Source organism: Natronolimnobius sp. AArcel1, assembly GCF_011043775.1.
In the GTDB taxonomy this organism is placed as follows: Archaea; Halobacteriota; Halobacteria; order Halobacteriales; family Natrialbaceae; genus Natronolimnobius.
The window spans coordinates 306,690-330,712 of sequence record NZ_JAAKXY010000003.1; the positions used below are offsets into that span (position 1 = coordinate 306,690).

The 24,023-nt window shown below is 59.5% G+C and carries 22 protein-coding genes; 11 read left to right on the forward strand and 11 right to left on the reverse strand.

All coding sequences use genetic code 11. The annotated features are described in order from the left end of the window. Window positions 1-6: 6 nt before the first annotated feature. From G6M89_RS09700 to G6M89_RS09715, 4 genes are all read right to left on the reverse strand, one after another. The gene (locus G6M89_RS09700) at window positions 7-939 is read right to left on the reverse strand and encodes a DUF5794 domain-containing protein (protein WP_165161591.1); all 933 of its coding nucleotides are present in this window, start codon (window positions 937-939) and stop codon (window positions 7-9) included. A gap of 342 nt (window positions 940-1,281) precedes the next feature. Next, window positions 1,282-1,608 carry a HalOD1 output domain-containing protein gene (locus G6M89_RS09705; RefSeq protein ID WP_165161592.1) on the reverse strand — a complete coding sequence of 109 codons (327 nt, stop codon included), beginning with the start codon at window positions 1,606-1,608 and terminating at the stop codon, window positions 1,282-1,284. Window positions 1,609-1,654: 46 nt separating this feature from the next. After that, window positions 1,655-2,800, reverse strand: coding sequence for a helix-turn-helix domain-containing protein (locus G6M89_RS09710; protein WP_165161593.1), 1,146 nt, complete (start codon window positions 2,798-2,800; stop codon window positions 1,655-1,657). Between the two features lie 262 nt (window positions 2,801-3,062). After that, window positions 3,063-4,037, reverse strand: a complete 975-nt coding sequence (locus tag G6M89_RS09715; RefSeq protein ID WP_165161594.1) for an acetamidase/formamidase family protein — start codon at window positions 4,035-4,037, stop codon at window positions 3,063-3,065. A gap of 139 nt (window positions 4,038-4,176) precedes the next feature. Here G6M89_RS09715 and guaB point away from each other — a divergent pair, with 139 nt between their 5' ends. Both guaB and G6M89_RS09725 read left to right on the forward strand, forming a co-directional pair. After that, window positions 4,177-5,676, forward strand: coding sequence for an IMP dehydrogenase (gene guaB, locus G6M89_RS09720; protein WP_165161595.1), 1,500 nt, complete (start codon window positions 4,177-4,179; stop codon window positions 5,674-5,676). Window positions 5,677-5,770: 94 nt separating this feature from the next. Then, window positions 5,771-6,262, forward strand: a complete 492-nt coding sequence (locus G6M89_RS09725) for a hypothetical protein (protein WP_165161596.1) — start codon at window positions 5,771-5,773, stop codon at window positions 6,260-6,262. Between the two features lie 37 nt (window positions 6,263-6,299). Here the strand turns inward: G6M89_RS09725 and G6M89_RS09730 are convergent, their stop codons facing one another. From G6M89_RS09730 to G6M89_RS09750, 5 genes are all read right to left on the reverse strand, one after another. After that, on the reverse strand, window positions 6,300-8,057 hold the full coding sequence (locus G6M89_RS09730; RefSeq protein ID WP_165161597.1) for a YcaO-like family protein: 1,758 nt from the start codon (window positions 8,055-8,057) through the stop codon (window positions 6,300-6,302). Window positions 8,058-8,140: 83 nt separating this feature from the next. Next, on the reverse strand, window positions 8,141-9,295 hold the full coding sequence (locus tag G6M89_RS09735; protein ID WP_165161598.1) for an SPFH domain-containing protein: 1,155 nt from the start codon (window positions 9,293-9,295) through the stop codon (window positions 8,141-8,143). A gap of 111 nt (window positions 9,296-9,406) precedes the next feature. Next, window positions 9,407-9,880, reverse strand: a complete 474-nt coding sequence (locus G6M89_RS09740; protein ID WP_165161599.1) for an RNA-binding protein — start codon at window positions 9,878-9,880, stop codon at window positions 9,407-9,409. Between the two features lie 48 nt (window positions 9,881-9,928). After that, window positions 9,929-10,141 (reverse strand): DUF1918 domain-containing protein, encoded by a 213-nt coding sequence (locus G6M89_RS09745; RefSeq protein ID WP_165161600.1) that lies wholly within the window; start codon window positions 10,139-10,141, stop codon window positions 9,929-9,931. A 72-nt stretch (window positions 10,142-10,213) separates the two neighbouring features. Next, window positions 10,214-10,702 (reverse strand): phosphopantetheine adenylyltransferase, encoded by a 489-nt coding sequence (locus G6M89_RS09750; RefSeq protein WP_165161601.1) that lies wholly within the window; start codon window positions 10,700-10,702, stop codon window positions 10,214-10,216. A 147-nt stretch (window positions 10,703-10,849) separates the two neighbouring features. Between G6M89_RS09750 and G6M89_RS09755 the strand changes: the two genes are divergently transcribed. From G6M89_RS09755 to G6M89_RS09775, 5 genes are all read left to right on the forward strand, one after another. Further along, a complete protein-coding gene (locus G6M89_RS09755; protein WP_165161602.1) occupies window positions 10,850-13,105 on the forward strand; it encodes an NADP-dependent malic enzyme in 2,256 nt (751 codons plus the stop codon). Between the two features lie 128 nt (window positions 13,106-13,233). Beyond that, window positions 13,234-14,661 (forward strand): PQQ-binding-like beta-propeller repeat protein, encoded by a 1,428-nt coding sequence (locus G6M89_RS09760; protein ID WP_165161603.1) that lies wholly within the window; start codon window positions 13,234-13,236, stop codon window positions 14,659-14,661. A 104-nt stretch (window positions 14,662-14,765) separates the two neighbouring features. Beyond that, a complete protein-coding gene (locus tag G6M89_RS09765; protein ID WP_165161604.1) occupies window positions 14,766-15,137 on the forward strand; it encodes a 30S ribosomal protein S8e in 372 nt (123 codons plus the stop codon). A gap of 239 nt (window positions 15,138-15,376) precedes the next feature. After that, complete coding sequence (locus tag G6M89_RS09770; protein ID WP_165161605.1) at window positions 15,377-15,841, forward strand: universal stress protein; 465 nt, start codon at window positions 15,377-15,379, stop codon at window positions 15,839-15,841. A 106-nt stretch (window positions 15,842-15,947) separates the two neighbouring features. Continuing rightward, entirely contained in the window at window positions 15,948-16,265 is a 318-nt protein-coding gene (locus tag G6M89_RS09775) for a sodium:proton antiporter (protein WP_165161606.1), read from the forward strand. Window positions 16,266-16,281: 16 nt separating this feature from the next. On the opposite strand, the gene G6M89_RS09780 is transcribed toward G6M89_RS09775, so the two are convergent. After that, complete coding sequence (locus tag G6M89_RS09780; protein ID WP_165161607.1) at window positions 16,282-17,277, reverse strand: phosphate uptake regulator PhoU; 996 nt, start codon at window positions 17,275-17,277, stop codon at window positions 16,282-16,284. Window positions 17,278-17,478: 201 nt separating this feature from the next. Here G6M89_RS09780 and G6M89_RS09785 point away from each other — a divergent pair, with 201 nt between their 5' ends. The 4 genes from G6M89_RS09785 (at window position 17,479) to G6M89_RS09800 (ending at window position 23,181) form a co-directional block, all read left to right on the forward strand. Beyond that, complete coding sequence (locus tag G6M89_RS09785; protein WP_165161608.1) at window positions 17,479-18,492, forward strand: PstS family phosphate ABC transporter substrate-binding protein; 1,014 nt, start codon at window positions 17,479-17,481, stop codon at window positions 18,490-18,492. After that, complete coding sequence (gene pstC / locus G6M89_RS09790; RefSeq protein WP_165161609.1) at window positions 18,489-19,436, forward strand: phosphate ABC transporter permease subunit PstC; 948 nt, start codon at window positions 18,489-18,491, stop codon at window positions 19,434-19,436. Before G6M89_RS09785 ends, pstC begins: the two co-directional genes overlap by 4 nt. Beyond that, complete coding sequence (gene pstA / locus G6M89_RS09795) at window positions 19,433-20,374, forward strand: phosphate ABC transporter permease PstA (protein ID WP_165161610.1); 942 nt, start codon at window positions 19,433-19,435, stop codon at window positions 20,372-20,374. The genes pstC and pstA overlap by 4 nt, the downstream gene beginning before the upstream one ends. Before the next feature lie 110 nt (window positions 20,375-20,484). Next, on the forward strand, window positions 20,485-23,181 hold the full coding sequence (locus G6M89_RS09800) for a PAS domain S-box protein (RefSeq protein ID WP_241175288.1): 2,697 nt from the start codon (window positions 20,485-20,487) through the stop codon (window positions 23,179-23,181). A gap of 54 nt (window positions 23,182-23,235) precedes the next feature. Here G6M89_RS09800 and G6M89_RS09805 read toward each other — a convergent pair whose 3' ends face one another. Then, complete coding sequence (locus G6M89_RS09805; RefSeq protein ID WP_165161611.1) at window positions 23,236-23,994, reverse strand: hypothetical protein; 759 nt, start codon at window positions 23,992-23,994, stop codon at window positions 23,236-23,238. Between the last annotated feature and the right edge of the window lie 29 nt (window positions 23,995-24,023).

Below are 24,023 nucleotides of genomic sequence, written 5' to 3' on the forward strand. Positions count from 1 at the left end.
GAGCCGTTACAACCAAGGAGCGCGTTCTTCGGTGTCGCTCGAGTCCTCGCCGGAAGACGATCGCTTGTCACCGCCGCTGCGAGTGTCGCCGTCGTCAGCGTCACTCGAGTTGCTCGGCCGTGTTGGACCGAAAGCCCCGCCATCGGTGAGTGGTCCGGTGCCGACTGCAGGTGCGAACGAATCAGAATCGTCGTCTTCCGAGTCGCCACCGCGCTCGAGTGGGAGGTCGAGTGCGAACAGGCCGGCGACGACGAGCGCGGCGAGTGGGGCCTGACCGAACGTGTCGGCGACCAGCGCGATGGGGAGCAAGCCCAGCGCAACAGCGCTGCCGAATCGGAAGCGGTCGAGGTCCATGTACTCGCGCAGGTACGGGCCGGTGAGGGCAATACCGAGCGCGAATGCGACGCCGACGGTCGCAGAGAGCGTCGCGTTCATCACGAGCGCGGGGTCGTCCATGAGGACGAACGCCATTCCGTTCGGATCGAGACTCGCGACCAGTCCGAGGCTAATGATGACGGCGGGACCGGGGAGATACTCGCCGATGGTCGCACTCGCGGTTTTGGCGGCGATTGCGAGGATCACCAGTGCGGCGAAGCGCTCGAAGATAACGATATCGAGGACGCTCTCGATTGCCGGCGCGAGCGCGGCCTGTATGGCCGCAAGCAGTATGAGCGGAATCCCGACTAACAGGACAATCGTCGCCTGCTCGCGAGGCGTACCGCTCATCTCTGCGAGAATCACGGCAACGGTTGCACTGCCACCGAAGATGAGCAGTCCAACCTGGATTGCACCCATTGGACTGTCGAGTGCGCCTGCGAGGATCAACGCTGGGAAGACGCCGTCGATCAGCGGGAGCATCATCACCAGCGCCAGCAACCGCGTGTCACCACCGACTAACCGCTCGAGGCGGAGGGCAATCGGGTGTTGAGAGGTACTCATTGGTCAGGGAGAGTGGCCATGACCCGAGGCCCGTGGGTAATAGGGTGGACGATGCCGTAACTGGTGAGAACGCACCCAGTTCGTCCGGTTGTGGCCTCGTGCTGTGAGTTTGCGTTTGCGATTCCCGAATGTAAACGTAAAGGCGGAGTCACTGCTCACCTTGCCACCAATTCGGGTATCGATTGTACTCACAGCGTACATATTTGGAGGAACGATGGGATTGTCAATAAGCGTTGTGTGAGAGCGACTTTCACGATCAGTCGCGTTTCCGACACTAACGTGCAGGTCCGCGCGTCGGTGTACTGATCTGCAGTCGACTGGCAGACCGATACGCGAATCTCGTTACGTCGGCGCTGCAACGACGAGATCGCCACGACTCGAGATTGTTACCTGACAGCCGTGGTAAAAAAAGGAGATGATCGTCGAGTTGCGTCCGTGTCGGCCGTGTGCCAGCAGTTCAGTGACGGCTTCGGTGTCGATGGTGTCGTACAGCGGAGGCATGTCGTCGACGGCTTCGTCCATGATGGTCGCGACGCTCGTCACGATGGTAACGACGACTGCGTCGGTTTCGTCGATTTCGAACGCAGTGCGGAGAACAGTTCCAGTGTCGGTTTCGCCGATCCCCCCATCGACGGATGGCGATTCTGCGTGTGTCGAGTTATCATTCATTACACTTCCTACGGACGGGGGTATGGTAAGCGGACGCGCTGACTAGTCACCGTGCGGCTGCAGCCGACTTCTCGAACAGGTGTTTGAAGACGACCTGCTGGGCTTTGCGCAGGTGTTGGTTGAACGTCTGACGAGTGACACCGAAGCGATCAGCAAGTTCATCACCGGTGCTGGTTCGTGGCGTCTCGAAGTAGCCGCTATAGTAGGCTGCATCGAGTGTCGCGAGTTGGCGGCCGGTCAGTGCATCCGTGACGACGTCGGCGAGCAGATGGGGTGAGTAGACAAGTTCGTCGTCGACCAACTCAACACCTGTGTGAAACTGTCGAATACCGTCGGCAACGCGTTGGTACTCCACGTCTCCCGGCAACTCTCCCTGGAACCGAACTTCATTCCGGGCGACGATAACCGCACAGGGTTGACCGCCGAGTGTCTGAAACAGCTCCGAGACTGTCGCTGATTCGGCACGCGCCTCGAGCCGGCTGTAGCCGTCTGCGGTACTAAGCAGGCGGACATCGGTGTAGTGTGGGACTTCCTCGATAGCGGTGACAAACGCACTCGCCGAAAGGTCGGCCGTGCCCATGTACTGCACGGTACCGTTGTCAGGGACTGAAACGACGGATTCGATGTCGATGCGGCGCTCGCCATTGTCTGTCTCCGCTTGACTCTCGACGCGAATCGAGGGCGGCACAGCGGACTGGTCGACGCGAAACTCGAGGCGGCGCATGTGATCGCTGGTCAGTCGTTCTTCGCGTTGTTTGAGCGCTGTCACGTCTTCGAATGAGTGGACGACGTACTCGACAGTGTCCGGATCGCCTAGAACGGGTGACGAGTTGGTCGTGAGCCACCGCTTCGCCCCATCGGGAAGTTCGATCCAGTGTTCGAAGCCAAAAACCGGAGACCCCGACTCAAAGACGCGCGTCACGGGATGTTCAGTGGGCGGAATCGGTGAGCCAGCGTCATCGGTAAGCGGCCACGTCGACGGTCCGGCAGTCTCGCTCGTAAGGTCCGCTTTCGAGACACCGAGCGTTTCAGTGGCGCGTTCGTTCGCGAACACGACCGTTCCCGACGGGTCGACGACGACAGTACTGATCGGTCCGCCAGCGAATATTCGGCGAGCGAGTTCGGCCGGAAGGCGGTCGTGATCAACGCTTGCGTCTGCTTCCGTTCGATCCCATTTCGAGGTGTCGGTCATTGAATCACCTGCGAGGACTGCCAACAACTGGTGGCGATGTACTCGCCGCCTCCGCGACGGCTCGCTCGAGGAGGACACTCAGTACGGAACTGCGGTCCTGCTGCCCCATGTTCGGAGAACCCCATAGACAGCCTACGTCGTCAGAGACTATGAGTTGTGCGCGGAATAAGCCAGTTATCTACCTGATCCGTGGACCAAAACGATATTCAGGTAGACAGCTCGGCTTTCAGGACGGGCAGTCGGTCAAAAATCACACTTGTCATTACTCGCCGTTGGCAGTCGGGAAGATTCGTTCCGGAAGGTACGCAGAGACCGTCCAGTTGGGTGCGTTGACAACCTGGTTGACTTTCAGATCGACGGCTACTGAACACAGAATATACGCTTCATCGCGCGCAAGACCCCGTTCGTGATGCAGGTACTCGATCATGCCTCGGATTGCTATCTTCGTTGCCTCGTGAAGATCTGCGTCAACTCCCGTTGTCCCGAAGACGGGTTCCTCGCGCCCACTCGAGGAGAGTGGGCCGGTAGTCTCGAACTGGGGGTACTCGAGTGAGCGATCCGTCTGCAACTCGAATCGGCAGGTAACGGTCATCGGTGCCTCGAGGCCGTTCACACAGACCTCTCCGTCACCTTGTGCGGCGTGGCAGTCGCCGATACTGAACAGCGCGTCTTCGACGGCAATGGGAAGATGAAGTGTCGACCCTGCAGTGAGGTGTTTAATATCGAGATTGCCGCCAACCGCTCGTGGCGGCGTGGTCTCGTGTTCGCCGTCGTCAGCAGGAGCAACACCGATCGTTCCCGGGAACGGCGCCACTGGCACCTCGATCCCGTTTGTGAAGTGAGCAACACCGTCCTCGAGATCCCAGACGTACATCGCAGGCTCTGGAAAGTCATCGGCAAGCAGTCCAAGGCCGGCTGCACCCGGCAACACCAGCGTGTATCCCCACCCGTGGTGCTCGAGCGACAGAATATCAACTGTGAGCACGTCTCCGGGCTTGGCACCGGCAATGGCGACTGGCCCGGTGAGCGGATGAATCTGGCTGATATCGATTGCTGGTACGTCCGTGGCTGTTGATTTTTGATCGATCTGGCCGTTTGTGGCGTCCCGGCACTCGAACTGGACGACGTCACCGGGTTCGATCGTTAACACCGGCTCGAGAGCGTTATTCCAGGTGCTGTGGATTGTCTCGTCGGTAGCGGGGAGTCGATGATCGATTGTGAGGTCTATCTCCGACATTCGATAAGAGAGACGCGGTGATGGAAGATAAAGCGATCACCGAGAACGCCGGGACCACTCTAGCGCTCGTGAGCGACGAGTCTGCTCGGAAACGGGTCTATCTCGCAACGCTTTTTGCTGGCGGGTCCGGACGGTTTACATGGCGAACGACGTTCCCGAGCACGAGCCCTATTTGTCGAAACTGCAGGTACCGGAAGCGCTAACGTTCGATGATGTCCTCCTTCGACCCAAGGAGAGTCGCGTCGAACCAGATGATGCAGACCTCACCTCGCGAGTCTCAAAGACAGTTGAGGTCTCCGTGCCGATCCTCTCGGCAGCGATGGACACCGTCACCGAGAGCGGCATGGCAATCGCAATGGCTCGCCACGGCGGTCTCGGCGTCCTCCATCGCAACATGAACATCGACGAGATGGTCGAAGAGATTGGCCGCGTCAAAAGCGCCGACGAACTCATTATTCCACAAGACTCAGTCGTCACCGCCGACCCCGAAATGTCCGTTCGCGAAGTTGACGACCTGATGGCCCGCGAAGGCGTTGGCGGCGCACCTGTCGTCAACACCCGTGGTGAAGTGCTGGGCATCATCTCGAGTACGGATATCCGGCCTCACCTCGAGGTCAACGAGGATGACCCGGTCACCGAAGCGATGACGGATGAGGTCATCACAGCCGGAGACGACATCGGACCGCGTGATGCGTTCGATCTGATGTACGAGCACAAGATTGAACGCGTGCCGGTCGTCGACGACGAGAACCTCCTCGTCGGCCTCGTCACAATGCAAGGCATTCTCCAGCGCCGTGAGTACGAGGAAGCTGTCCGCGACGAGGACGGCAAACTCTGCTGTGGCGTTGCCGTCAGTCCCTTCGAGATGGACCGCGCGGAAGCCGCCGACGAGGCGGACGCGGACGTGCTCTTTATCGACACCGCCCACGCGCACAACCGGAACGTCATCGACGGCGCTCGAGAGATCAAAGAGGCCGTCGACGCGGATGTCGTCGTCGGCAACGTCGGTACCCGCGAAGCGGCCGCAGAACTCGTGGAGTTCGCAGACGGGATCAAAGTCGGCATCGGCCCAGGCTCGATCTGTACGACTCGAGTCGTCTCCGGTGCAGGAATGCCCCAGATCACGGCCGTTGCACAGGTCGCAGACGTTGCGAGCGAGCACGACGTGCCTGTGATCGCAGACGGTGGCATCCGCTACTCCGGCGACGCGATCAAAGCGATCGCAGCCGGTGCGGATGCGGTCATGCTCGGCTCGTACTTCGCCGGCACCGACGAGGCACCCGGCCGCGTCGTCACGATGAACGGCAAGAAGTACAAGCAGTACCGCGGCATGGGATCCGTCGGTGCGATGAAATCCGGCGACAGCGACCGGTATCTCAAAGAAGAGCCAGACGAGGAAGAAGACTACGTCCCAGAAGGTGTCGAAGCCGCGACGCCGTACAAAGGGACACTCAAGTCCGAACTCCACCAACTCGCCGGTGGGATGCAGTCCGGCATGGGCTACGTCGGCGCTGAGACGGTCCCCGCGTTCAAAGAACGGAGCGAGTTCGTCCGCGTCTCCTCGGCTGGCCAAGCTGAGAGTCACGCCCACGACGTCGTGATTACGGACGAAGCACCGAACTACTCGCCAGATAGCTAACGTCGTCACTCAGTTACGTTTCAGCCGTTCGTCTCTGTGCAACCCTGACACCCAAAGAGAAACGCATACAGTTGTTCGGTCCCGATTCTGTAGTGTGAATCGCCGCAGGGCACTGCAGTCAGCAGGCGTACTCGCAATGGCCGGACTCGCAGGCTGTCTCGAGGGGGTGCAGGAACATTTCGGCCTGCAGGGAGTCGTCCCACTCGAGATTCATAGCGAGGCCGACAACGCGTATAACCTCCAGTTACAGGCTCGGGAGACAGGAACAGGCCGCGAATCCTACGACGAGAGCTATGCGGTGACGCCCGAAGAGACCGTCATGGCCCCAAACCTCGAGCGGACGGACCAGAACCTACAGGTCGTCAAATACGACCGAGACACAGAGGATTCGGTCGCTCGCGCGGTGTCGATCACGGAAGACACGCAACTGGTGATGGTGTACATACGCGACGACGACCTCGTCGTCGAGATTCATGGCGACGATGACGCCGATGATGACGAGATCGACGTGATTGACGAGAATTCATCAGACGACGATCTCGAGGGTGCAGACGGCGAGCAGATGGCCGATGAGGAACTCGACTGAGTCAGCCGCTTTGTTTTGTGGTGTTTGCTCGCTGAACCTATGGGTACGGGTGGAACGCACGCTTGAGCCGTGGCTCGAAGCCTAACTCGTCGGGAACGGTCTCGGCTCGCTCACCGAAGAACGGCTCGTTGGTAAACAGCGGCTGTGCCTCGGGGATGACGACACGAACCGCTTCGAACCCGATAGCCGACACGTCCCGCGTTGTGATCCGTGCCGCATACGGCGTCAGTCCGGTCTCTGTTACCCGCTCAAGGACCTCCTCGAGGGCGTCTGAACCGGTAAGATCAGCAGTTGGGCCTACACTGGCTGCGGGAACGGTCCCATCCACGTCGACAAATTTCTGGACGGTCTCCGGGAACGTCGCGTACTCACCAATTGCGCCCGATTGGGCAGTTGCGTTCTCTGCGCCGATATTGCGCAGTTCCATCCAGTTCTGAAGCGCCTCCTCGAGTGCCGAACTCGCAGCGTCGGTGGCATCAAGCGCTGCTGCAGAGCCGGCCGCAAACGCAGGCCAGGTGGGGCTGTCAGGATCGACAGCTCCCTCCGCAGGGTCGCGGTGGACAGCGACGGCAACGACTGGCACATCTACATCCTGTGTGACGAGCAAGGGTGTCACCGATAGTCCTTCACTTCGCGCTCGGCGCTCGAGCACGTCGAATCGCTCGTCCTCGAGTGTGAGCTCGAGCGGGTCGAACGATGAGTACCACGCGAGCATCGTTGCATCGCGTTCGATGACTTCGGTTAGCCCCGACAAGAGTGCATCAGCCGTCGAGGAGCCAAGTCCGAGTCCGGTCGTAATCGCCGGAACTAGCGACGGGCCGGGCTGTGGGAACTGGACGGCTGCGGCGGGCAGGTGGACATCGTCGCCAGTCGCGAGGTTCTGGCCGGGCACCCAGGGATACTCCTGTTCAGGATCGTACTCGGCGCTTTCCGGCCGGACGAACGCCGCGGGCGAGACTGGATTCTCGAGGTCGTCCTCACTCGCGTGAACGAACTCCGACTCACGGTAGACGCCGGCACAGTAGCGCTCGAGTCCTTCGCCGACGGCTTTCATCAACGCGGCGTTCCAGTCGTCGGCGACGCCTGCGGCCTCCGTCGGCGCGGTGGCGTCGCTGTAGCCGCTCGTATCCGCGTTGCGAGCCAGATAGTACGGTACGGGGAACGACTCGATTTCACCAATACTCGTCACGATTCCGACCCGGTCATCGATCGCTGCTTCGGCGTGTTCGACGGCCGCGTCAAGGGCGAGCGACTCGTCGTCGTCACGCTCAAACGTCCAGTCTCGCTCGCCACCATCACAGTCACAGTCGGGAACAGGCAGAAATCGTCGGCGGTTGTAGGGCAGTTCGACAACACGGCCGATGATTGAGTCATCGACGCCTTCGAAGACGCGAACGCACTCACGGCCTGCGAGCGCGCCGGCGAGTCGAGCCGTGCTGCGGTCGGCGCGTGGCTGTTGGGCCGTCTCCTCAGTTGTCGACGCAACGCGTGTGCGTAGACACTCAAAACAGCCTGCACCAGCCCCCGACGCGAATCCAGAAACTGCGGCATCGACCGCGGGCAGAGGATGGCCACCGACGCCGCCGATTTCGATGGCAACCCACGGCGTTCCACCCGCTCGAGCGGCTTCGCTCGCCTCCTGAAACGTCTTTGCACCCGCAACATCGCTGACGACGCCGAATCGAGCGTCGGTTAGTTCGTCGGGGTCGGCATCAACAACACCGATATCGACATCCTCGAGCGCGGCAGCGACGGTTTCATAGACTGGATCGTCGCCAACGAGATGTACGTCCATACGTGACCGTCACTGTCTGTGAGTAAAAACGCCATGTTCGCAGTGACGAGTGCAATCCGGGCGCTGGTACCCGACCAAGGCTATTAGCTCTGGTCCGATCCGCCGTCGGTATCTGTCGCTCCCTGTCTCGTCTCTGCAACATCGACCACGTCACCGCCTTCTTCCGGCATATCCTCGCCTTCCTGAATCGCCTGGGCTTCTTGTTCCATCGCCTCGACGTCCATTTCGATGTCCTCGATTTCGCCGATGATCTCGGCAATGTCGTCGAGTCCGATCAATTCGCGAGTCTCCTCGTCGAAGTCCAGACTTTCGAGCGAATCGGTGTCCTCGGCGACGTCGCTATCGGAGAGGTGTTTGCCGTACCGGCCGACCATCGACGTGAGTTCCTGTGGCATCACGAACGTGGTGGAGTCGCTCTGGCCGATCTCTGCCAGCGTATCCATTCCGCGGTCGATGATGGCGCGTTCGCCCATCGACTCGGCGGATTTCGCTCGCAAGACGGTCGAAATCGAGTCACCCTGTGCCTCGAGGATCTGACTCTGCTTTTCACCCTGGGCGCGGATAATCTCGGACTGCTTGTTACCCTCTGCTCGCTCGACGGCGCTGCGGCGTTCACCCTGTGCCTCGAGAATCATGGCACGACGTTTGCGCTCTGCGGAGGTCTGTTGCTCCATTGCGCCTTTGACGTCGCGCGAGGGCGTGACCTCCCGAACTTCGACGCTTTCGACGCGGATCCCCCACTCGTCGGTGGGTTCGTCGAGTTCCTGACGGATGCGCTCGTTGATCATTTCTCGCCGGCTGAGGGTGTCATCGAGTTCCATATCGCCGATGACTGCCCGCAGCGTCGTCTGTGAAAGGTTCGAGACGGCGCGTTCGTAGTCATCAACCTCGAGAAACGCCCGTTTCGCGTTCATCACACGGATGTAGACGACGGCGTCGGCGGTCACAGGCGAGTTGTCCCGCGTAATCGCTTCCTGACTCGGCACGTCAATCGTCTGCGTTCGCATGTCGAATGCGTAAATCCGCGAGACGAACGGTGGGACGATGTTCAGCCCTGGCTCGAGCAGTTTGCGGTACTCCCCGAAGACGGTCAGTGCACTGCGCTCGTAGGCGTCGACGATTTCCACCATCGACCAGACAGTGGCGACGACGAGCACGAGCGCGAGCGCCCCAACGAGGAGGATTGGGTCCTCGAGTTGGAGTTGCAACGGTGTGAGCGCGTCGAAATATGATACCATTACGCAAACTATGGGTTCTAGCCGAATAACTCTTGGCCGAAACGATGCAGAAGAAACGGGAGAAATGAGAACGCCCTCACTCGAAAACTCGGGCCTCTCGAACGGCTACTTTCACTCGTCGTCGCGCAACTGTGTTAAGACGTCTTCGGCGTTAGCGACGGCTTTTTCCTTTTTAGCGGGATAGGCTTCGACCTTGCCGCGGAAGGTGATGCCATCGCCCAGTTTGACGTCGCCGCCGAAAGCGGCCTGCTTGTCGAGGCGCAAGAAGAGTTCGGTGTTTTCGGTAACGCGTTCATCGAGTTCACCGATTAGCGTGTCGAAGGACTCGAGGTCTGCCAATCTCGAGAGGACGTATCGAACGTCGTCGGCGCTCTCGATGCGCGCCGAGAGGACAAGAATGCGGTCGCCGAAGTGGCCGTCGCTTTCGACGCGCTCGATCTCGAACGGCTCGGTGTCGTCGGCGTCATCGGCATCGTCGTCACTGCCGGGGAGGAAGGTTCGAAGCGCTTCCTCGACGCGTTTTTCGTCCTCGGTGGCGTAGCAGAACGTTCGTAAATCGACGTAGTGAAGCGGAATCTGGGGCATCTGCGGGTCTGTAGTATCGGCGCGGTGGCCACGTTAGCCGTGCTCTGGTTATTCGTCCGCGTCTTCGTCGTCGACTGCGTCCTCGTCGGCTTCCTCGAGGTCGCTCTCGGGAACACCGGTTTCCTGGCCGTCGTCGAAGCTGACGGTGTAGGTGGTGTCGCCGAACATCGACTCCATCGTCTGGGTGATGGTGCCGCTTTCGCCGTCGAACTCGCTGTGTTCGTCGTTCAAAACGACCTGGTCGTCTTTCTCGAAGCTCATAGCGTGAGATTCCCCGTCAGCCCGTAAAAAGGAACTGATTCGACAGCCTTGCTGAGAGGATTGACGGAGCTGTCACTCGCTACCGTCTGCGCCGTCCCCATCCTCGAGAACGGCTCCGTGCTCGTCGATTTCGCCGTTGACGATTCGCGTACTCGAGATGATATCGCCGTCGTCGGCTTCGACGTGGGGAACGACGATGACCTCGAGTGGGTCGTGGCCGCGTTCGCGCCGAATCTCGTTGATCTGCTCGCCGCCGTCTTTGGTTTCCGGTGAGACGACCAGATAGTCAAACTGCGGTTCGGTCGCAATTCCTGTCGGCTCCTCGAGTGGCCGAATCTCGAACTCGCGGTTTTGGTTGGCGGCGAGGTCCTCGAGTTCCTCGGCGAGGGCGGCCTTGCGCGTTTCGTATGACCGAACGTGGCGTTCGACGTGGCGCGTCTTCGGCGCGAGGTCGTCACTCGTCAGTCCGACGGTTACGTCTCCGAGTTCGAACGCCCGCTCGAACAGCCGTCGATGACCGTCGTGAACGGGGTCGAACGTCCCACCAAGCGCGACGTCCATACCGGTGGTCACTGGCGCGGTGCGTATAAAAGGGTCGTCTCGCCGGACAGTCCGTGCCGACTACCGCCATACGCACCCTGATTATTTCGACAACTGTCGAATGCCCCTTTCGCATTGTTTTTAGTGGTCGGATACAGTGTCACGGGTATGGGACTCGACGAGGATTCACTCGACTATCATCGCACCGATCCGCCCGGGAAACTCGAGATTTCGACGACGAAACCGACGAACACGCAGCGGGACCTCTCACTTGCGTACTCGCCCGGCGTCGCCGCACCATGTCTCGAGATCGACGCAGACGAACGCGATGCCTACACGTACACGGCGAAGGGCAATCTCGTGGGCGTCGTCTCGAACGGCTCTGCAGTGCTCGGACTCGGTGATATCGGCGCACAGGCCTCCAAACCAGTCATGGAGGGGAAAGGCGTCCTTTTCAAGCGATTCGCTGACATTGATGTCTTCGACGTGGAACTCGACGAGGAAGACCCACACAAAATCGTCGACGCCGTCAAAATGATGGAGCCAACCTTCGGCGGCGTCAATCTCGAGGATATCAAAGCGCCGGAGTGTTTCACCATCGAAGAGCGCCTCCGCGAGGAAGCCGACATTCCGGTCTTCCACGATGACCAACACGGCACGGCAATCATCTCCGGAGCAGCCCTGCTCAACGCCGCCGACATCACCGGCAAAGACCTCGCGGATCTCGAGGTCGTCTTCTCGGGCGCTGGTGCGAGTGCAATCGCCTCGGCCCGCTTCTACGTCTCTCTCGGCGTCGAGAAAGAAAACATCACCATGTGTGACTCGACGGGGATTATCACCGAGAAACGCGCAGAAAACGGCGAACTCAACGAGTACAAAGAGCAGTTCGCTCGAGATCTGCCCGAAGGCGGACTTGGCGATGCAATGGAGGGCGCAGACGTCTTCGTCGGCCTCTCCGCTGGCGGTATTGTCTCTCAGGAGATGGTTCGTTCGATGGCGTCGGACCCAGTCCTCTTCGCGATGGCCAACCCTGATCCTGAAATCGGCTACGAGGACGCAAAGGAGGCCCGCGATGACACCGTCATCATGGCCACTGGCCGCTCTGACTATCCAAATCAGGTCAACAACGTTCTCGGTTTCCCCTTTATTTTCCGGGGCGCACTCGACGTGCGTGCAACCGAGATCAACGAGGCGATGAAAGTCGCCTGTGCCGAAGCGCTTGCCGAACTCGCCCGCGAGGACGTTCCTGACGCAGTTGTCAAAGCCTACGGCGACGACCCACTGCAGTTCGGTCCCGACTACATCATCCCGAAACCAGTCGACCCGCGCGTGCTCTTTCGCGTTGCACCCGCAGTCGCCAAGGCCGCGATGGACTCCGGCGCAGCCCGCGTCGACATGAACCTCGAGGAGTACGAAGAGGAACTCGAGGCGCGTCTCGGCAAGTCCCGTGAGATGATGCGTGTCGTCCTCAACAAGGCAAAGAGCGACCCGAAAACGGTCGCGCTGGCCGAAGGCGAGAACGAGAAGATGATCCGCGCAGCCTACCAGATTCAAGAACAAGGTATCGCAGCCCCAATCCTAATCGGCGATGAGAGCGAGATTCGCCAGAGCGCAGCGAACCTCGGACTGGACTTCGAGCCACAGGTTGCTGATCCATCGGCCGGTGACTACGACGAGTACGCCGAGCGACTGCACGAACTCCGCTCCCGAAAGGGGATTACACGAAGCGAGGCTGGCGAACTGATCGAGGGCGACTCGAACTACTTCGGCAGCGTGATGGTCGAACAGGGCGACGCCGACGCAATGCTGACCGGGCTCTCGCATCACTATCCCTCTGCGCTGCGTCCACCGCTGCAGGTCATCGGCACCGCCGATGATGTCGACTACGCCGCTGGCGTCTACATGTTGACGTTCAAGAATCGCGTCGTCTTTATTGCAGACGCGACGGTCAATCAGGACCCCGATGAGGACGTCCTCGCCGAGGTCACCAAACAGACCGGCGACCTCGCCCGGCGGTTCAACATCGAGCCACGCGCAGCCCTGTTGTCGTACTCGAACTTCGGCAGCGTCGACAACGAAGCCACGCGCAAACCGCGCCGCGCCGCACGCATGCTGCAGGACGACCCTGAGGTTGACTTCCCCGTTGATGGCGAAATGCAGGCCGACACGGCCGTCGTCGAGGACATTCTCGAGGGCACCTACGGCTTCTCGGACCTCGAGGAGCCAGCGAACGTGCTCGTCTTCCCGAACCTCGAGTCGGGTAACATCGGCTACAAACTGCTCCAGCGACTCGGTGGTGCGGACGCCATCGGCCCGATGCTGGTCGGCATGGACAAGCCGGTTCACGTCCTCCAGCGAGGCGATGAGGTCAAGGACATCGTCAATTTGGCTGGCGTTGCGGTTGTTGACGCACAGCAAGAGTAGCACAGCACCCGCGAGCGAACAGTGTGAGCGAGCGGCTTTCTGATGGAGATTTTTGAGGCCTCACGGGAAGGTCCCGAGGCCAGCGAGTAAGCAAAGCTAAGAACTGAGAGACGTAACCGATCAGCCATATGCATGATCGGCCTCTCGAGCCCCAACGGACTCGAGCCGGGGAAAGCGACCGTGGTGCTCGCCCGTCTCGACGACGGCTGCTTGCCACCCTCGGGGCCGCTAGCATCGCTGGAGTCAGCGGGAGTACGCTCGTTGCCGGTCGGTCGATCCCCGACTGCACTCGAGTGCTTGATGACGCTGCGGACGCGCCTCGAGCGACGCCACAGCCGGTCGATGACGACGTGTCGATGTTCCGGCGCGGAGTGCGCCGGTACGGCTACTACCCCGAGGAAACCGTGCCGGACGAGGTTCGCGTCGACTGGTCGGTTCCGGTGAACGAAATCGGCCATACGGCGGCGAAATCGACGCCGCGGCCGACGCCGGACGGCGAAACGGTGCTCATCGCAAGCGACACCGGAGAAATTCACGCGGTGACGCCCGAGGGCGAGCGCCGGTGGACGCTCGAGACCGGTGCTGGAAACAGCCTTGGCTTTCATGGAACACCCGCAATCGTCGGTGAAACGGCCTACATCGGCGGCTACGATGGGGCATGCTACGCGGTCGATATTCCCACTGGTGAACTGATCTGGCGCACGAGCGCCCGCGAATTCGGCGGCTCGATTGCGATTGGCTCGAGTCCGGCCTACATCGACGGAACCCTCTACCTGCTCGCGGAGTACTCCAATCCAGCGAGTGGTGCGCTCTGGGAACTCGAGGCCGAAACGGGCGCGACGACCTGGAGCGACGACGACATCTGGGGGATGCCCCATCCCTCGCCGGCGATCGACTGCGAGGCGGGCCGACTCGTGTCGGGCTCAAACGACGGCGTTGTCTACTGCTGGGAGTTCCCCTCGCTCGAGCGCGCCTGGACGTTTCAGGCTGGCGGCGAGGACGGTCCGGACGGGGACGAGATGGCCGACGGACAGTTCCACCTCGGCGCGGAGATCAAGGGCACAACCCCAGTCTACGACGGCGCAGTCTTCGTCGGTTCGTGGGACGGGCGTTTCTATCGACTCGATCTCGAGGACGGAACCGAGGAGTGGGCGTTCGAAACAGGACGGGTGATTATGTCGAATCCAGCCGTCGATCCCGACGAGGGCGTCGTCTACGTCGGCAGCGACGATAACCACGTCTATGCACTCGAGGCTGAGACGGGCAACGAACTGTGGTCGGCGAACGTTCACGGTACCGTCATCGGTTCGCTCACCGCAACTGCTGAAACGATTCTGGTTGGCTCCTACGACAGCCATCTCTACGCACTCGAGAAAGCCACCGGCGAGCGTCGGTGGCGCGTCGAGAATCGCGGGCATGTGACGAGTGGGGCGATTCCTCGAGATGGGCGGATCTACTACGCCGAACGGGGCGTCTTTTCGAACTACTACGATGACGACGCGGAGACAGTGTTCGAGGAACCGGGTCATGCCTACTGTCTGGTCGCCGATGAGTGACGGGTTTTCAGCAGTCTCGAGTGTGTAGACACGACGCAGGGGGTGTTCTGAACCCGTCAGCACGAAAGCGTGCATTCAAGTATTCGCCCCGACTGATTTCGGGTATGCAAGATCAGGGACGCTCTACGCGCAAGCGTACCGGCGGTCGACTGAAGAACGTTCGAAACACTCGCAAAGACGAACTCGGACGTCTCCCCACCGAAACAGAAGTCGGTGAACCACGCTTCCGAACGGTTGCTGTCCACGGCAACGGTACCAAGACGCGTGCGCTCGCAACCAACGTTGCAAGCGTCAACAAAGGTGACGAGACGGTCGCAGCCGAGATTGATGACGTCGTGGAGAACGACGCCAACCCGAACTACGTTCGCCGAAACATCATCACGAAGGGTGCAATCATCGAAACCTCCGAAGGCCGCGCCCGCGTTCAGTCGCGTCCCGGCCAGACCGGACAGGTCAACGCCATCTCGCTCGAGTAAGTCGATTCCCGCGACCAGCGATCGAAAACAGCGTATGATGCATCCGCGTTTTCTGCGGATGCGTTGGAACGACAAAGAGCGTGGCGTCTCTCTATCGCCGCTGTTGAGACGATCCATACATTGATCCCACACCCCTCAGAAGTGCAGTGACCGTGAGTGGCTATGCGAGCGCGGCGTTGGGCATCCGTGTAGTCCGCAGTCCCACAGCGCTCATATCGGATGCGCTCACTAGTTGACGTATGCCAATCGTTGCAGCCGTCGATCAGTCCGAGCGAGCGGCCATTGTTGTCGAACAGGCCGCGGATCTCGCCAAGAAATATGAGACGGAACTTCACGTGCTCCACGTCGGACACCCAACCAGTGACTTCACCGAGGTGTCCGCAGATGCCATGCGCGAGAAACACGAAATCACAGCGAAGTCGACAATCGAGAAAACACAGAAGGCTGCGACGGCAGTCGCACGCGAAATTGCGGAGATGGTTGATGGCCTCGAGGAAACTGATTACGAACCGGTTGGACTAGTTGGTGATCCAGCGGAGGTTATTCGGTCGTATGCGACGGAACACGACGCAAAGTACATCGTCGTCTGTGGCCGACATCGACGACCAATTGGTCAGGCGCTGTTTGGTAGCGTCACCCAGGCGTTGCTGTTGAACGCGAACCGTCCTGTCGTTGCTGTGCCGTACGAGGAGACAGAAACCTGAACGACGTTTCAATCAATATATAAGAACGCTCACCTGGACGACGGGCCCGGGAGGGACGTGTCGCTATCGAGATAGCATTATTAGGCTTCGGATGTAGCACCCGACTATGCCGACTATCTTCGCTGGATTCGTCTCAATCGCGATTATACTCGCGGGCGTCCTCTGTTGGTACGAGTACACGCTCTATACGGACGACGAGAAGGCTCGAGCACCGGGCTTAGTGCGGGTCTACCTCGGAATTACGGCCCTGATGTTTGTCGCTGGACTCGGTGGCCTTACACTCACACTTGTGGCGTCCGGCTGGGAATGGCTGTTACTCGGCGTTATCGGTATTCTCGCTGCGGCATCGTCTATCATCCAATCGCGCCTGCACGACCGCATGGGCCTCGATCAGAGCCCGTTCCTCGAGCGCGTGCTCAAATAGTTACGGACGGGTGCGGCTATGGACGAGGTGCGGCCTTTTGTAACGCTGTTTCAGCAATATTCCCGCCGTAGTCAGCACTTCGAGAGAGTGAGTCGACGATCAGCCCGAGCGACTGGGCCTGGACCGGCTCGAGGTCTCGAAGCATATCGTCGATCGTTCTGGTGTGTTCGTCAATCTCGAGGACGGCCTCGCGGGCGGCGTGGCCGAGTCGATTCGCTTCTTCGGGTTCGTCGGCAACAAGTGCATCCATCGCCTTCGTGAGCACGTCGGAGGCGTCAGCGTGGAGCGCAGCGAGTGCGTCAGCCACCGACTCAGGGATATCATCGAGTTTGAGCGCGAGATTGCTGAGTTTGGCGGCGTGGTCGGCCACGCGCTCGAGTTGGCGCGCACTCGAGTGGTAGTCGAAACAGTCCTCGCGGGGGAGACCAAGTTCCTCGGCTGCTCGCGGTGAGCGAAGCGTTGCCCGGAAAATCCGGGAGACGACGAGCCAGAGGCGGTCGACGTCGTCGTCGCGTTCGATCACGTCGCGAGCGATGTCGTCGTCGTTTTCGACGAGCGCGGTGACGGCATCCTCGAGCATCGACGTTGCGATCAGACGCATTCGCGAGACAGCGTTGACAATCGACAGCTCCGAGGAGTCGAGCAGATCCTGAATAACGACGCTGTCAGTCGTCTCCTCGAGTACTTCGACGCCGACCAGACTCTGCGTGGCGTCTCGAATGGCACGGCGTTGATCCGTCGTGATTCGACTGGCCTCGAGTCGGATGATGTCGAAGCCGCTGACGTACATCGTCATAACCGCACGCGTCAGGCGCTCGTCCTCGAGATCCGAGACATCGAGCGTTCCTTCCTGGCGCTCGGTTTCGTTACGCGGTGTGACCAACAGCGCGTCGTCTTCTGGATACAGTTCAACGGTGGACCCGGAACTGACGTCGTTGGCCGTGGCCCAGCCTTTCGGCAACGAGACGGTATACGTCGACCCACCTGTCACTTGGACTTTCCGCGTCTCCATAGCTCCCGGTTGCGGGCCGATCACTATAAATCCAGCAGAATCTATAGATTGCTATCGTCGAATATGTTGTTCGGAGCGGCTATAACGACCGTTCTCTGCCGAGATTTCTCTTGAGGCCTAGGGTGCTAACCGTTCACCTACATAGCAGTATATAGTAAACATAGTAGGGTATTTAGAGACAATATCCTCTCTAGGTGAGTGATGGGAAACGAGCCGATAACTGGCAACGCTGACAGTGGGCACTCGCTCACTCGGCGGCGTGCATTACTCGGCGCCGCCGGAACCGCGTTTGCGGGGCTTGCGGGATGTATCACCCGCGGCGAGGACAGCGGCCTCGAGGGCGAGATTCGGATCGACGGTTCGAATACGTTGTTACCGAACAGCGCGCTCGTTTCCGAACTGTTCATGTGGGACAATAATCAAGTTCGGATTTCAGTCAGTGGCTCAGGGACTGGAGCCGGGTTTCAGCAGTTCTGTCGCGACGAAACCGACTTACAGAACGCCAGCCGTGAAATTAGTGACGATGAGCAGAGCCAGTGTGCAGAAAACGACGTTGACTGGCTCGAACTGGACGTAGTCATGGACGGGATTGCGATTATCAAGCATCCGGACAACACGTGGTGTGACGAACTCACCGTTGACGAACTTAATCAGTTGTGGGGGCGTGGCTCAGACATCGACACGTGGGCAGACCTCGATGACGACTGGCCGGACGAAGAGATCTCGTTCTATGGCCGGGATGCCGCCTCAGGAACGTACGACTACTTCACTGAGCAGATCAACGGTGCCGTTGGCAACATTCGGGACGATTACAGCGGTTCGCCGGACACGAACAACATCGTTCGTGGCGTCCGTGGCAACGAACATGCCATCGGCTTTGCCGGTGCGGGCTACTACGAAGAAAACAGTGACGACCTCGAGTTGATCGAGGTCTACAACGGCAACGAGTACGTTGCGCCGACCGACGAAAGCATCCAGGCCGCAGAGGACGAAGAGGGGATGGACGATGTCGAACCCTATCTCCCGCTTTCGAGGCCGATGTATCTCTACGTTCGGACACCAGCACTCGAGCGGCCAGCCTTCCGCGAGTTTGTTCGGTTTTATCTCGAAAACACGCAGGAAACGGCGAGTGACGTTGGTTTCTATCCGGTTCCGGATGCCACGATTGACGAACAACGCGAGGAACTCGAGGCGGCAATTGAGGAGCATGCATGAGTACAGACACTGAACCGATGGATCTGAGTCGGGATGGCAACGACGTGGGGACGCTCGGTGATCGGCTTGCACGCTATATTTTCTTTGCGTGTGCGTTTGTCACGGTCGCGACGACGCTTGCGATCATCGTCGTTTTAGTCGATGGGGCGTTCGATTTCTTCTCACAGGTTTCGCTCGTCGAGTTTTTCACCGAGACAAACTGGTCACCGCGGGCCGCAGACGATCCGAGCTTTGGTGTCTTGCCGCTGGTCTGGGGGACGCTCATGATCACCGTTGGGGCGGCCCTGATTGCGATTCCAGTCGGGACGCTGACGGCGATTTACCTCTCCGAGTACGCGGATCCTCGCGTTCGAAAGGTCGCAAAGCCGACGCTCGAGATTCTCGCGGGGATTCCGACGATTGTCTATGGCTTCTTCGCAATTTCGTTTATTACGCCGATCTTACAGAGTGCAAGCGGTCAGATCTGGTTTATTCCGGTTCCGGACACCTTCAACGCGGCTGCTGGTGCGATCGTCGTCGGGATTATGATTATCCCGATGGTGTCCTCAATTTCCGAGGATGCGATGTCGGCGGTGCCTGACTCGCTTCGAAATGCGGCCTACGGGTTGGGGGCGACAAAGTTCGAGGTGTCGACACAGGTTGTCCTTCCCGCGTCGTTGTCAGGGATCATGGCGGCGTACATCCTTGCGATTTCGCGGGCAATTGGTGAGACGATGGCAGTCACGCTCGCTGCAGGGGCGCTGCCTCAGATGACGAGTAACCCGTTCGAAGAGATTCAGACGATGACAGCGTACATGGTCGAGATCGGAACCGGTGACGCCTCGGTTGGCTCAATTGGGTATCAGAGTCTGTTCGCAATCGGGTTGACACTGTTCGTGATGACGTTCCTGATGAACGTCTTCAGTATGTGGATTCGGTCGCGCTACCGGGAGGAGTACCAATGAGTACGCAGACAGCAGACGAAGCGGACGAGTTCGAGTTCGACGAGTCAGCAGTCAAGCGCAAACGCCAGCTCGGGAAGGTCTTCCTTGGGCTGTGTTTCGCCGCGACGATGGTCGGCGTCGTTGCCCTCATCGCCCTGCTGTACGATGTCGTTAGCGAGGCCTGGGGGTGGCTCACCTGGGAGTTTTTGACCTATCCGCCGTCCCAGGTTGTCGAACACTACAACCCGGCGAACTACGGTGATCTGCCGACCGGCCCCGGTGGGATGTATCCAATGATCGTCGGCTCGATCTACCTGATCATCCTCACCGCCATCTTCACCCTCTTTTTGGGGGTCGGCGCGGCGATCTACTTAGAGGAGTACGCGCCTGATAGCCTCCTCACTCGATTTATCGAGGCGAATATTTCGAATCTTGCGGGAGTACCCTCGATCGTGTACGGACTGCTCGGGCTTGCCGTGTTCGTCCGGGCGATGCAAACCGGAGCGAGCCTCATCGCCGGTGCGCTGACGCTGACGCTCCTCATTTTGCCAATCGTTATCGTTCAGTCCCAAGAGTCACTGCGCGCGGTTCCGGACTCGATGCGTCAGGCTTCCTACGGTGCCGGAGCGACGAAATGGCAAACGATTCGCAACGTTGTCCTTCCCGAAGCAGTTCCGGGAATCATGACCGGAATTATTCTTTCGCTCTCTCGAGCGATTGGTGAGACCGCACCGATTCTGATGGTCGGTGCGGCGACGACGCTGTTTGCACCGCCGTCGCTGACTGATCCGAGCGGGCCGTTCGGTGCGATGCCGATGCAAATTTTCGAGTGGGCAAAGTTACCAGAGGAGAACTTCCAGCACGTCGCGGCAGCCGGGATTGTCGTCTTGTTGACCCTGCTGTTGCTGATGAACGCCGTCGCGATCTACATCCGGAATAAGTACGACCCGCGTGGCTGACGTGGACGTTTTTCGCTGAGTGATGCACTGTTACTATTTGGCGGTATCCCGTCGTATACCACCAGTGAACGCTGCGGAGGGTTTATCCGAACCACTGCGTATGACTCTGTATGGGTAACCGAGGACACACATCAGACGGCGTCGATGATGTGGTCTCGAACGCCACGACGGATGGCTACACACAGCTTCTGGATATTATATCGGAGCGCATCGTTCTTTTTGATACAAACGCGAACGTCGTCGCTGCGACCGATAGTGCCGTCGAGTTTCTCGAGACAGATCGCGAGACGCTTCTGGACTCCCACGCATCAGCATTCCTCGAGGCGTCTGACTGCGATCGCCTCGAGAGAGTGATCCAGTCGCTCCGTTCGAGCGAGCAAACTGAGTCCACGCTTTCAGTGACGGTGAAATCAGCAGATGACACGAGCATCTCGTGTGAACTGCACCTCCGGACTGTCGACTGTGCAGGCGAATCGACACAGGTTGCTGGAGTCGTCCGCGAGGCTGAGAGCCACACACAACCGGCGGCCGATGACTGGTCACCGGAGCACGCAGCCCCGCTGTCGTCAGTGATCGACGAGGCTGATGTCGGCGTCTTCGTCCTCGATGCGTCGTTTTCTGTCGCCTGGATCGACGAGAGCATTGAATCTTACTTTGGCATTGATCGCGCAGATGTGATCGGGCGAGACAAACGAACCCTCATCGAGGAGACGATCGCCGATCGACTCGAGGATCCGGAGACGTTCATGGAAACCGTGTTTGCGACCTACGAGCCAAACAGGGCACCGACGCGGTTCGAGTGTCACGTCACTTCCGGCCCGGATCGTGAGGAACGGTGGCTCGAGCACCGAAGTAAGCCAATCGAATCCGGGCCATACGAGGGTGGGCGTATCGAACTGTACTACGACATCACCGACCGCAAGCGGATCGAGAACGCACGGGTCGCAAGTGAAGCCCAGTTCAGGTCGCTCGTCGATGCCGTCGACGAGTACGCAATTTTCAGGCTTGATCCAGACGGGAACGTCGCCAGCTGGAACTCTGGTGCGAGCCAGATCAAAGGGTACGACCCGCGAGAGGTACTGGGCAAACACTTTTCGATATTTTATACACCGGACGAACGAGACGCCCACGTTCCACAGGAAAATCTCGAGCGCGCGAGGCGAAACGGTGTCGTCGAAGATGAAGGCTGGCGAGTCCGTTCAGATGGCTCGACGTTCTGGGCAAACGTAACGATTGCAGCGATCCGCGACGCTGATGGCGATCTCGAGGGGTTCGCCAAAATCACACGTGACATGACGGATCGACGAGAGCGCGAGCAACGTCTCCAACGAGAACGGGATCTGGTCGAACGGATTCTCGAGACCAGTTCAGTCGGCATCACGGTCGTCAATCGCGATGGAACGACGAGTCGGGCGAACGAACGGATGGCGCAATTGCTCTCGCTGCCGGTTGACGATAACCCGACAATCGATCCGACTCTCCGTCAGCTGTACGACGAAACGGGCTCGCCGATCCCGCTTGCAGAGCGACCAGCGAGTCACGTCTTCCAGACTGGCGAGCCAGTCTACGACAGGGAGGTCAGTATCGAAGAACCAGGCGGGGGAAAACGGTGGCTTTCGATCACTGCGACACCGATTTCTGATTCAAACAGCGATCCCGAGCAAGTCGTCGTCACCGCCACAGATATTACCGAACTCAAAGAGTTGGCTGATCGGCGCAAACGAGAACTCGAGGAACGCGAAAAGGAGTATACGGCGATTCAACTCGCGACAAGCTTGCTTGAGCCGGGCGATAAATCGATTTCAGCGTTGCTCGAGGAACTCCTCGAGACGCTGCCAGACGCGTTTCGGCATCCAGACCAGACCGCCCTGCGCGTACGGATTGGGACGCAGGAAGCGACAACGGATGCGTTCTCGGCGGACGGCCCGTCGATCACGGCACGGACGGAAACAGCGAACGAGACGCCAATTACGGTTACCGCCCGGCTTCCGAATGGGGCCGTCAATGGCGAGACCACACCGTTTCTCACCGAAGAGCAGGAACTGATTGACACGCTTGTCACGCTCGTCAAATTCCACCTCGAGCGCCGAGAGTACATTGACGAGTTACAACTCGAGACGCGACGTCTCGAGCAGTTCGCCTACGCCGCCAGCCACGACATTCAGGAGCCGCTTCGAATGGTCTCGAGCTATCTCCAGTTGCTTGAGCAGCGGTACGCAGAGTCACTCGATGAAAACGGCCTTGAATTCCTTGAGTTCGCAACTGACGGCGCAGACCGCATGCGAGACATGATCGATGGACTGCTCGCATACTCTCGGATTAAAACACACGGCAACCCCTTCGAACCCGTTGATCTCGAGAACGTTCTCGAAGATGTTGTCACCGATCTTAATGACCACATTGTGGCGGCTGATGCGGACGTTACTATCGAATCGCTGCCAACGGTCGAGGGAGACCGACACCAACTGCATCGGCTGTTCTATAACCTCCTCGAGAACGCGATTGAATACAGCGAGGAGTCGCCGGTCGTACGGGTTGCAGCAACGCACCGTGATACCGAGTGGGTCATTTCGGTCACCGACAATGGCATTGGCATTGAACCCGAACTCCACGGTCGGGTTTTCGAGGTATTCGAGCGGCTCCACCCCCGAAATGAGTACGCTGGGACGGGAATCGGGCTCGCAATCTGCCAGCGGATCATCGAGCGCCACCGCGGCGACATCTGGGTCGAGTCGGCGGTCGGAGAGGGCTCGACGTTTTCGGTGGCACTTCAGGCGGCCGATGAACCGGTCGACCGCGACGGCTAACAACGGATTTGACCGCTCGAGTATGCAGGCTTCCGGACAGCGATGTCTCGGCCGTTAGTGATCAGCGCCGTCTTGCGTGTCTTGGGATGCAGACCGCGACCCAAGAACGAGCAGGCCAACGCCGATTACGATCCACGTCACCGGGACGATGGCTCCGATGATGTATTCGGACGTCGGAAACAGATCGAACATGAGGAGATACGGGAGCAGAAACGCCAGCAGCGCGAGTGCGAGTCCGTAGCCCGCAAACGCCATCATTTCAGTCGAGCGAACGCGGTCCCGTACGACGGACGTGTATGCGAGAAACGCGGCATAGGGGACAAACGAGAAGAGTTTAACGGCGAACTCGAGGAGTGGACTCAAATCGAACCAGACACCGCTGTCGTAGTGCGTGAGATAGACTGTACCGTCGTCGTCTTCGACGAGACCGTACATTTCGTAGGCCTCGACGTTGTCCGGGAACGCCGGCCGCTCCTCGTATTCGTCACACACGAGCAGTCGGTCGTCACAGACCAGCACGCTACCGAGGTGTTGCCACCCCTCACCCCGACTACCGTCGTCTCGAGGCTGCATTTTCGCCTCCTCGAGCGCCTGTTGGGTCGATGGGTCGAGGCTGCTCACCTCGAGAGGCTCGCCTGGCGTCACGTCGTCCTGCCCGACGGTCTCTTCGAAGGCCTCAGTTGACTCGTGAGCGACGGAATACGATGACGGACTTTGTGAGTACGGATACGTGAGGGCCGCCGGGTACGCAACAAAACCGACGAGCAAGAGAGCCACGAACAGCGAAACCACCACGACGAGCCGAGAGTTCACTTTTCAATCATGTCTCACTCGTCGATAAG

What these genes read in the sequence shown, in the direction of transcription:
- G6M89_RS09710 (WP_165161593.1), bottom strand. Translation starts at nt 2,800, where the DNA reads ATGACCGACACCTCGAAATGGGATCGAACGGAAGCAGACGCAAGCGTT.
- G6M89_RS09755 (WP_165161602.1), top strand. Translation starts at nt 10,850, where the DNA reads ATGGGACTCGACGAGGATTCACTCGACTATCATCGCACCGATCCGCCC.
- G6M89_RS09715 (WP_165161594.1), bottom strand. Translation starts at nt 4,037, where the DNA reads ATGTCGGAGATAGACCTCACAATCGATCATCGACTCCCCGCTACCGAC.
- G6M89_RS09760 (WP_165161603.1), top strand. Translation starts at nt 13,234, where the DNA reads ATGCATGATCGGCCTCTCGAGCCCCAACGGACTCGAGCCGGGGAAAGC.
- pstC (WP_165161609.1), top strand. Translation starts at nt 18,489, where the DNA reads ATGAGTACAGACACTGAACCGATGGATCTGAGTCGGGATGGCAACGAC.
- guaB (WP_165161595.1), top strand. Translation starts at nt 4,177, where the DNA reads ATGGCGAACGACGTTCCCGAGCACGAGCCCTATTTGTCGAAACTGCAG.
- G6M89_RS09700 (WP_165161591.1), bottom strand. Translation starts at nt 939, where the DNA reads ATGAGTACCTCTCAACACCCGATTGCCCTCCGCCTCGAGCGGTTAGTC.
- G6M89_RS09800 (WP_241175288.1), top strand. Translation starts at nt 20,485, where the DNA reads ATGGGTAACCGAGGACACACATCAGACGGCGTCGATGATGTGGTCTCG.
- G6M89_RS09750 (WP_165161601.1), bottom strand. Translation starts at nt 10,702, where the DNA reads ATGGACGTCGCGCTTGGTGGGACGTTCGACCCCGTTCACGACGGTCAT.
- G6M89_RS09780 (WP_165161607.1), bottom strand. Translation starts at nt 17,277, where the DNA reads ATGGAGACGCGGAAAGTCCAAGTGACAGGTGGGTCGACGTATACCGTC.
- G6M89_RS09785 (WP_165161608.1), top strand. Translation starts at nt 17,479, where the DNA reads ATGGGAAACGAGCCGATAACTGGCAACGCTGACAGTGGGCACTCGCTC.
- G6M89_RS09770 (WP_165161605.1), top strand. Translation starts at nt 15,377, where the DNA reads ATGCCAATCGTTGCAGCCGTCGATCAGTCCGAGCGAGCGGCCATTGTT.
- pstA (WP_165161610.1), top strand. Translation starts at nt 19,433, where the DNA reads ATGAGTACGCAGACAGCAGACGAAGCGGACGAGTTCGAGTTCGACGAG.
- G6M89_RS09740 (WP_165161599.1), bottom strand. Translation starts at nt 9,880, where the DNA reads ATGCCCCAGATTCCGCTTCACTACGTCGATTTACGAACGTTCTGCTAC.
- G6M89_RS09705 (WP_165161592.1), bottom strand. Translation starts at nt 1,608, where the DNA reads ATGAATGATAACTCGACACACGCAGAATCGCCATCCGTCGATGGGGGG.
- G6M89_RS09735 (WP_165161598.1), bottom strand. Translation starts at nt 9,295, where the DNA reads ATGGTATCATATTTCGACGCGCTCACACCGTTGCAACTCCAACTCGAG.
- G6M89_RS09775 (WP_165161606.1), top strand. Translation starts at nt 15,948, where the DNA reads ATGCCGACTATCTTCGCTGGATTCGTCTCAATCGCGATTATACTCGCG.
- G6M89_RS09745 (WP_165161600.1), bottom strand. Translation starts at nt 10,141, where the DNA reads ATGAGCTTCGAGAAAGACGACCAGGTCGTTTTGAACGACGAACACAGC.
- G6M89_RS09765 (WP_165161604.1), top strand. Translation starts at nt 14,766, where the DNA reads ATGCAAGATCAGGGACGCTCTACGCGCAAGCGTACCGGCGGTCGACTG.
- G6M89_RS09730 (WP_165161597.1), bottom strand. Translation starts at nt 8,057, where the DNA reads ATGGACGTACATCTCGTTGGCGACGATCCAGTCTATGAAACCGTCGCT.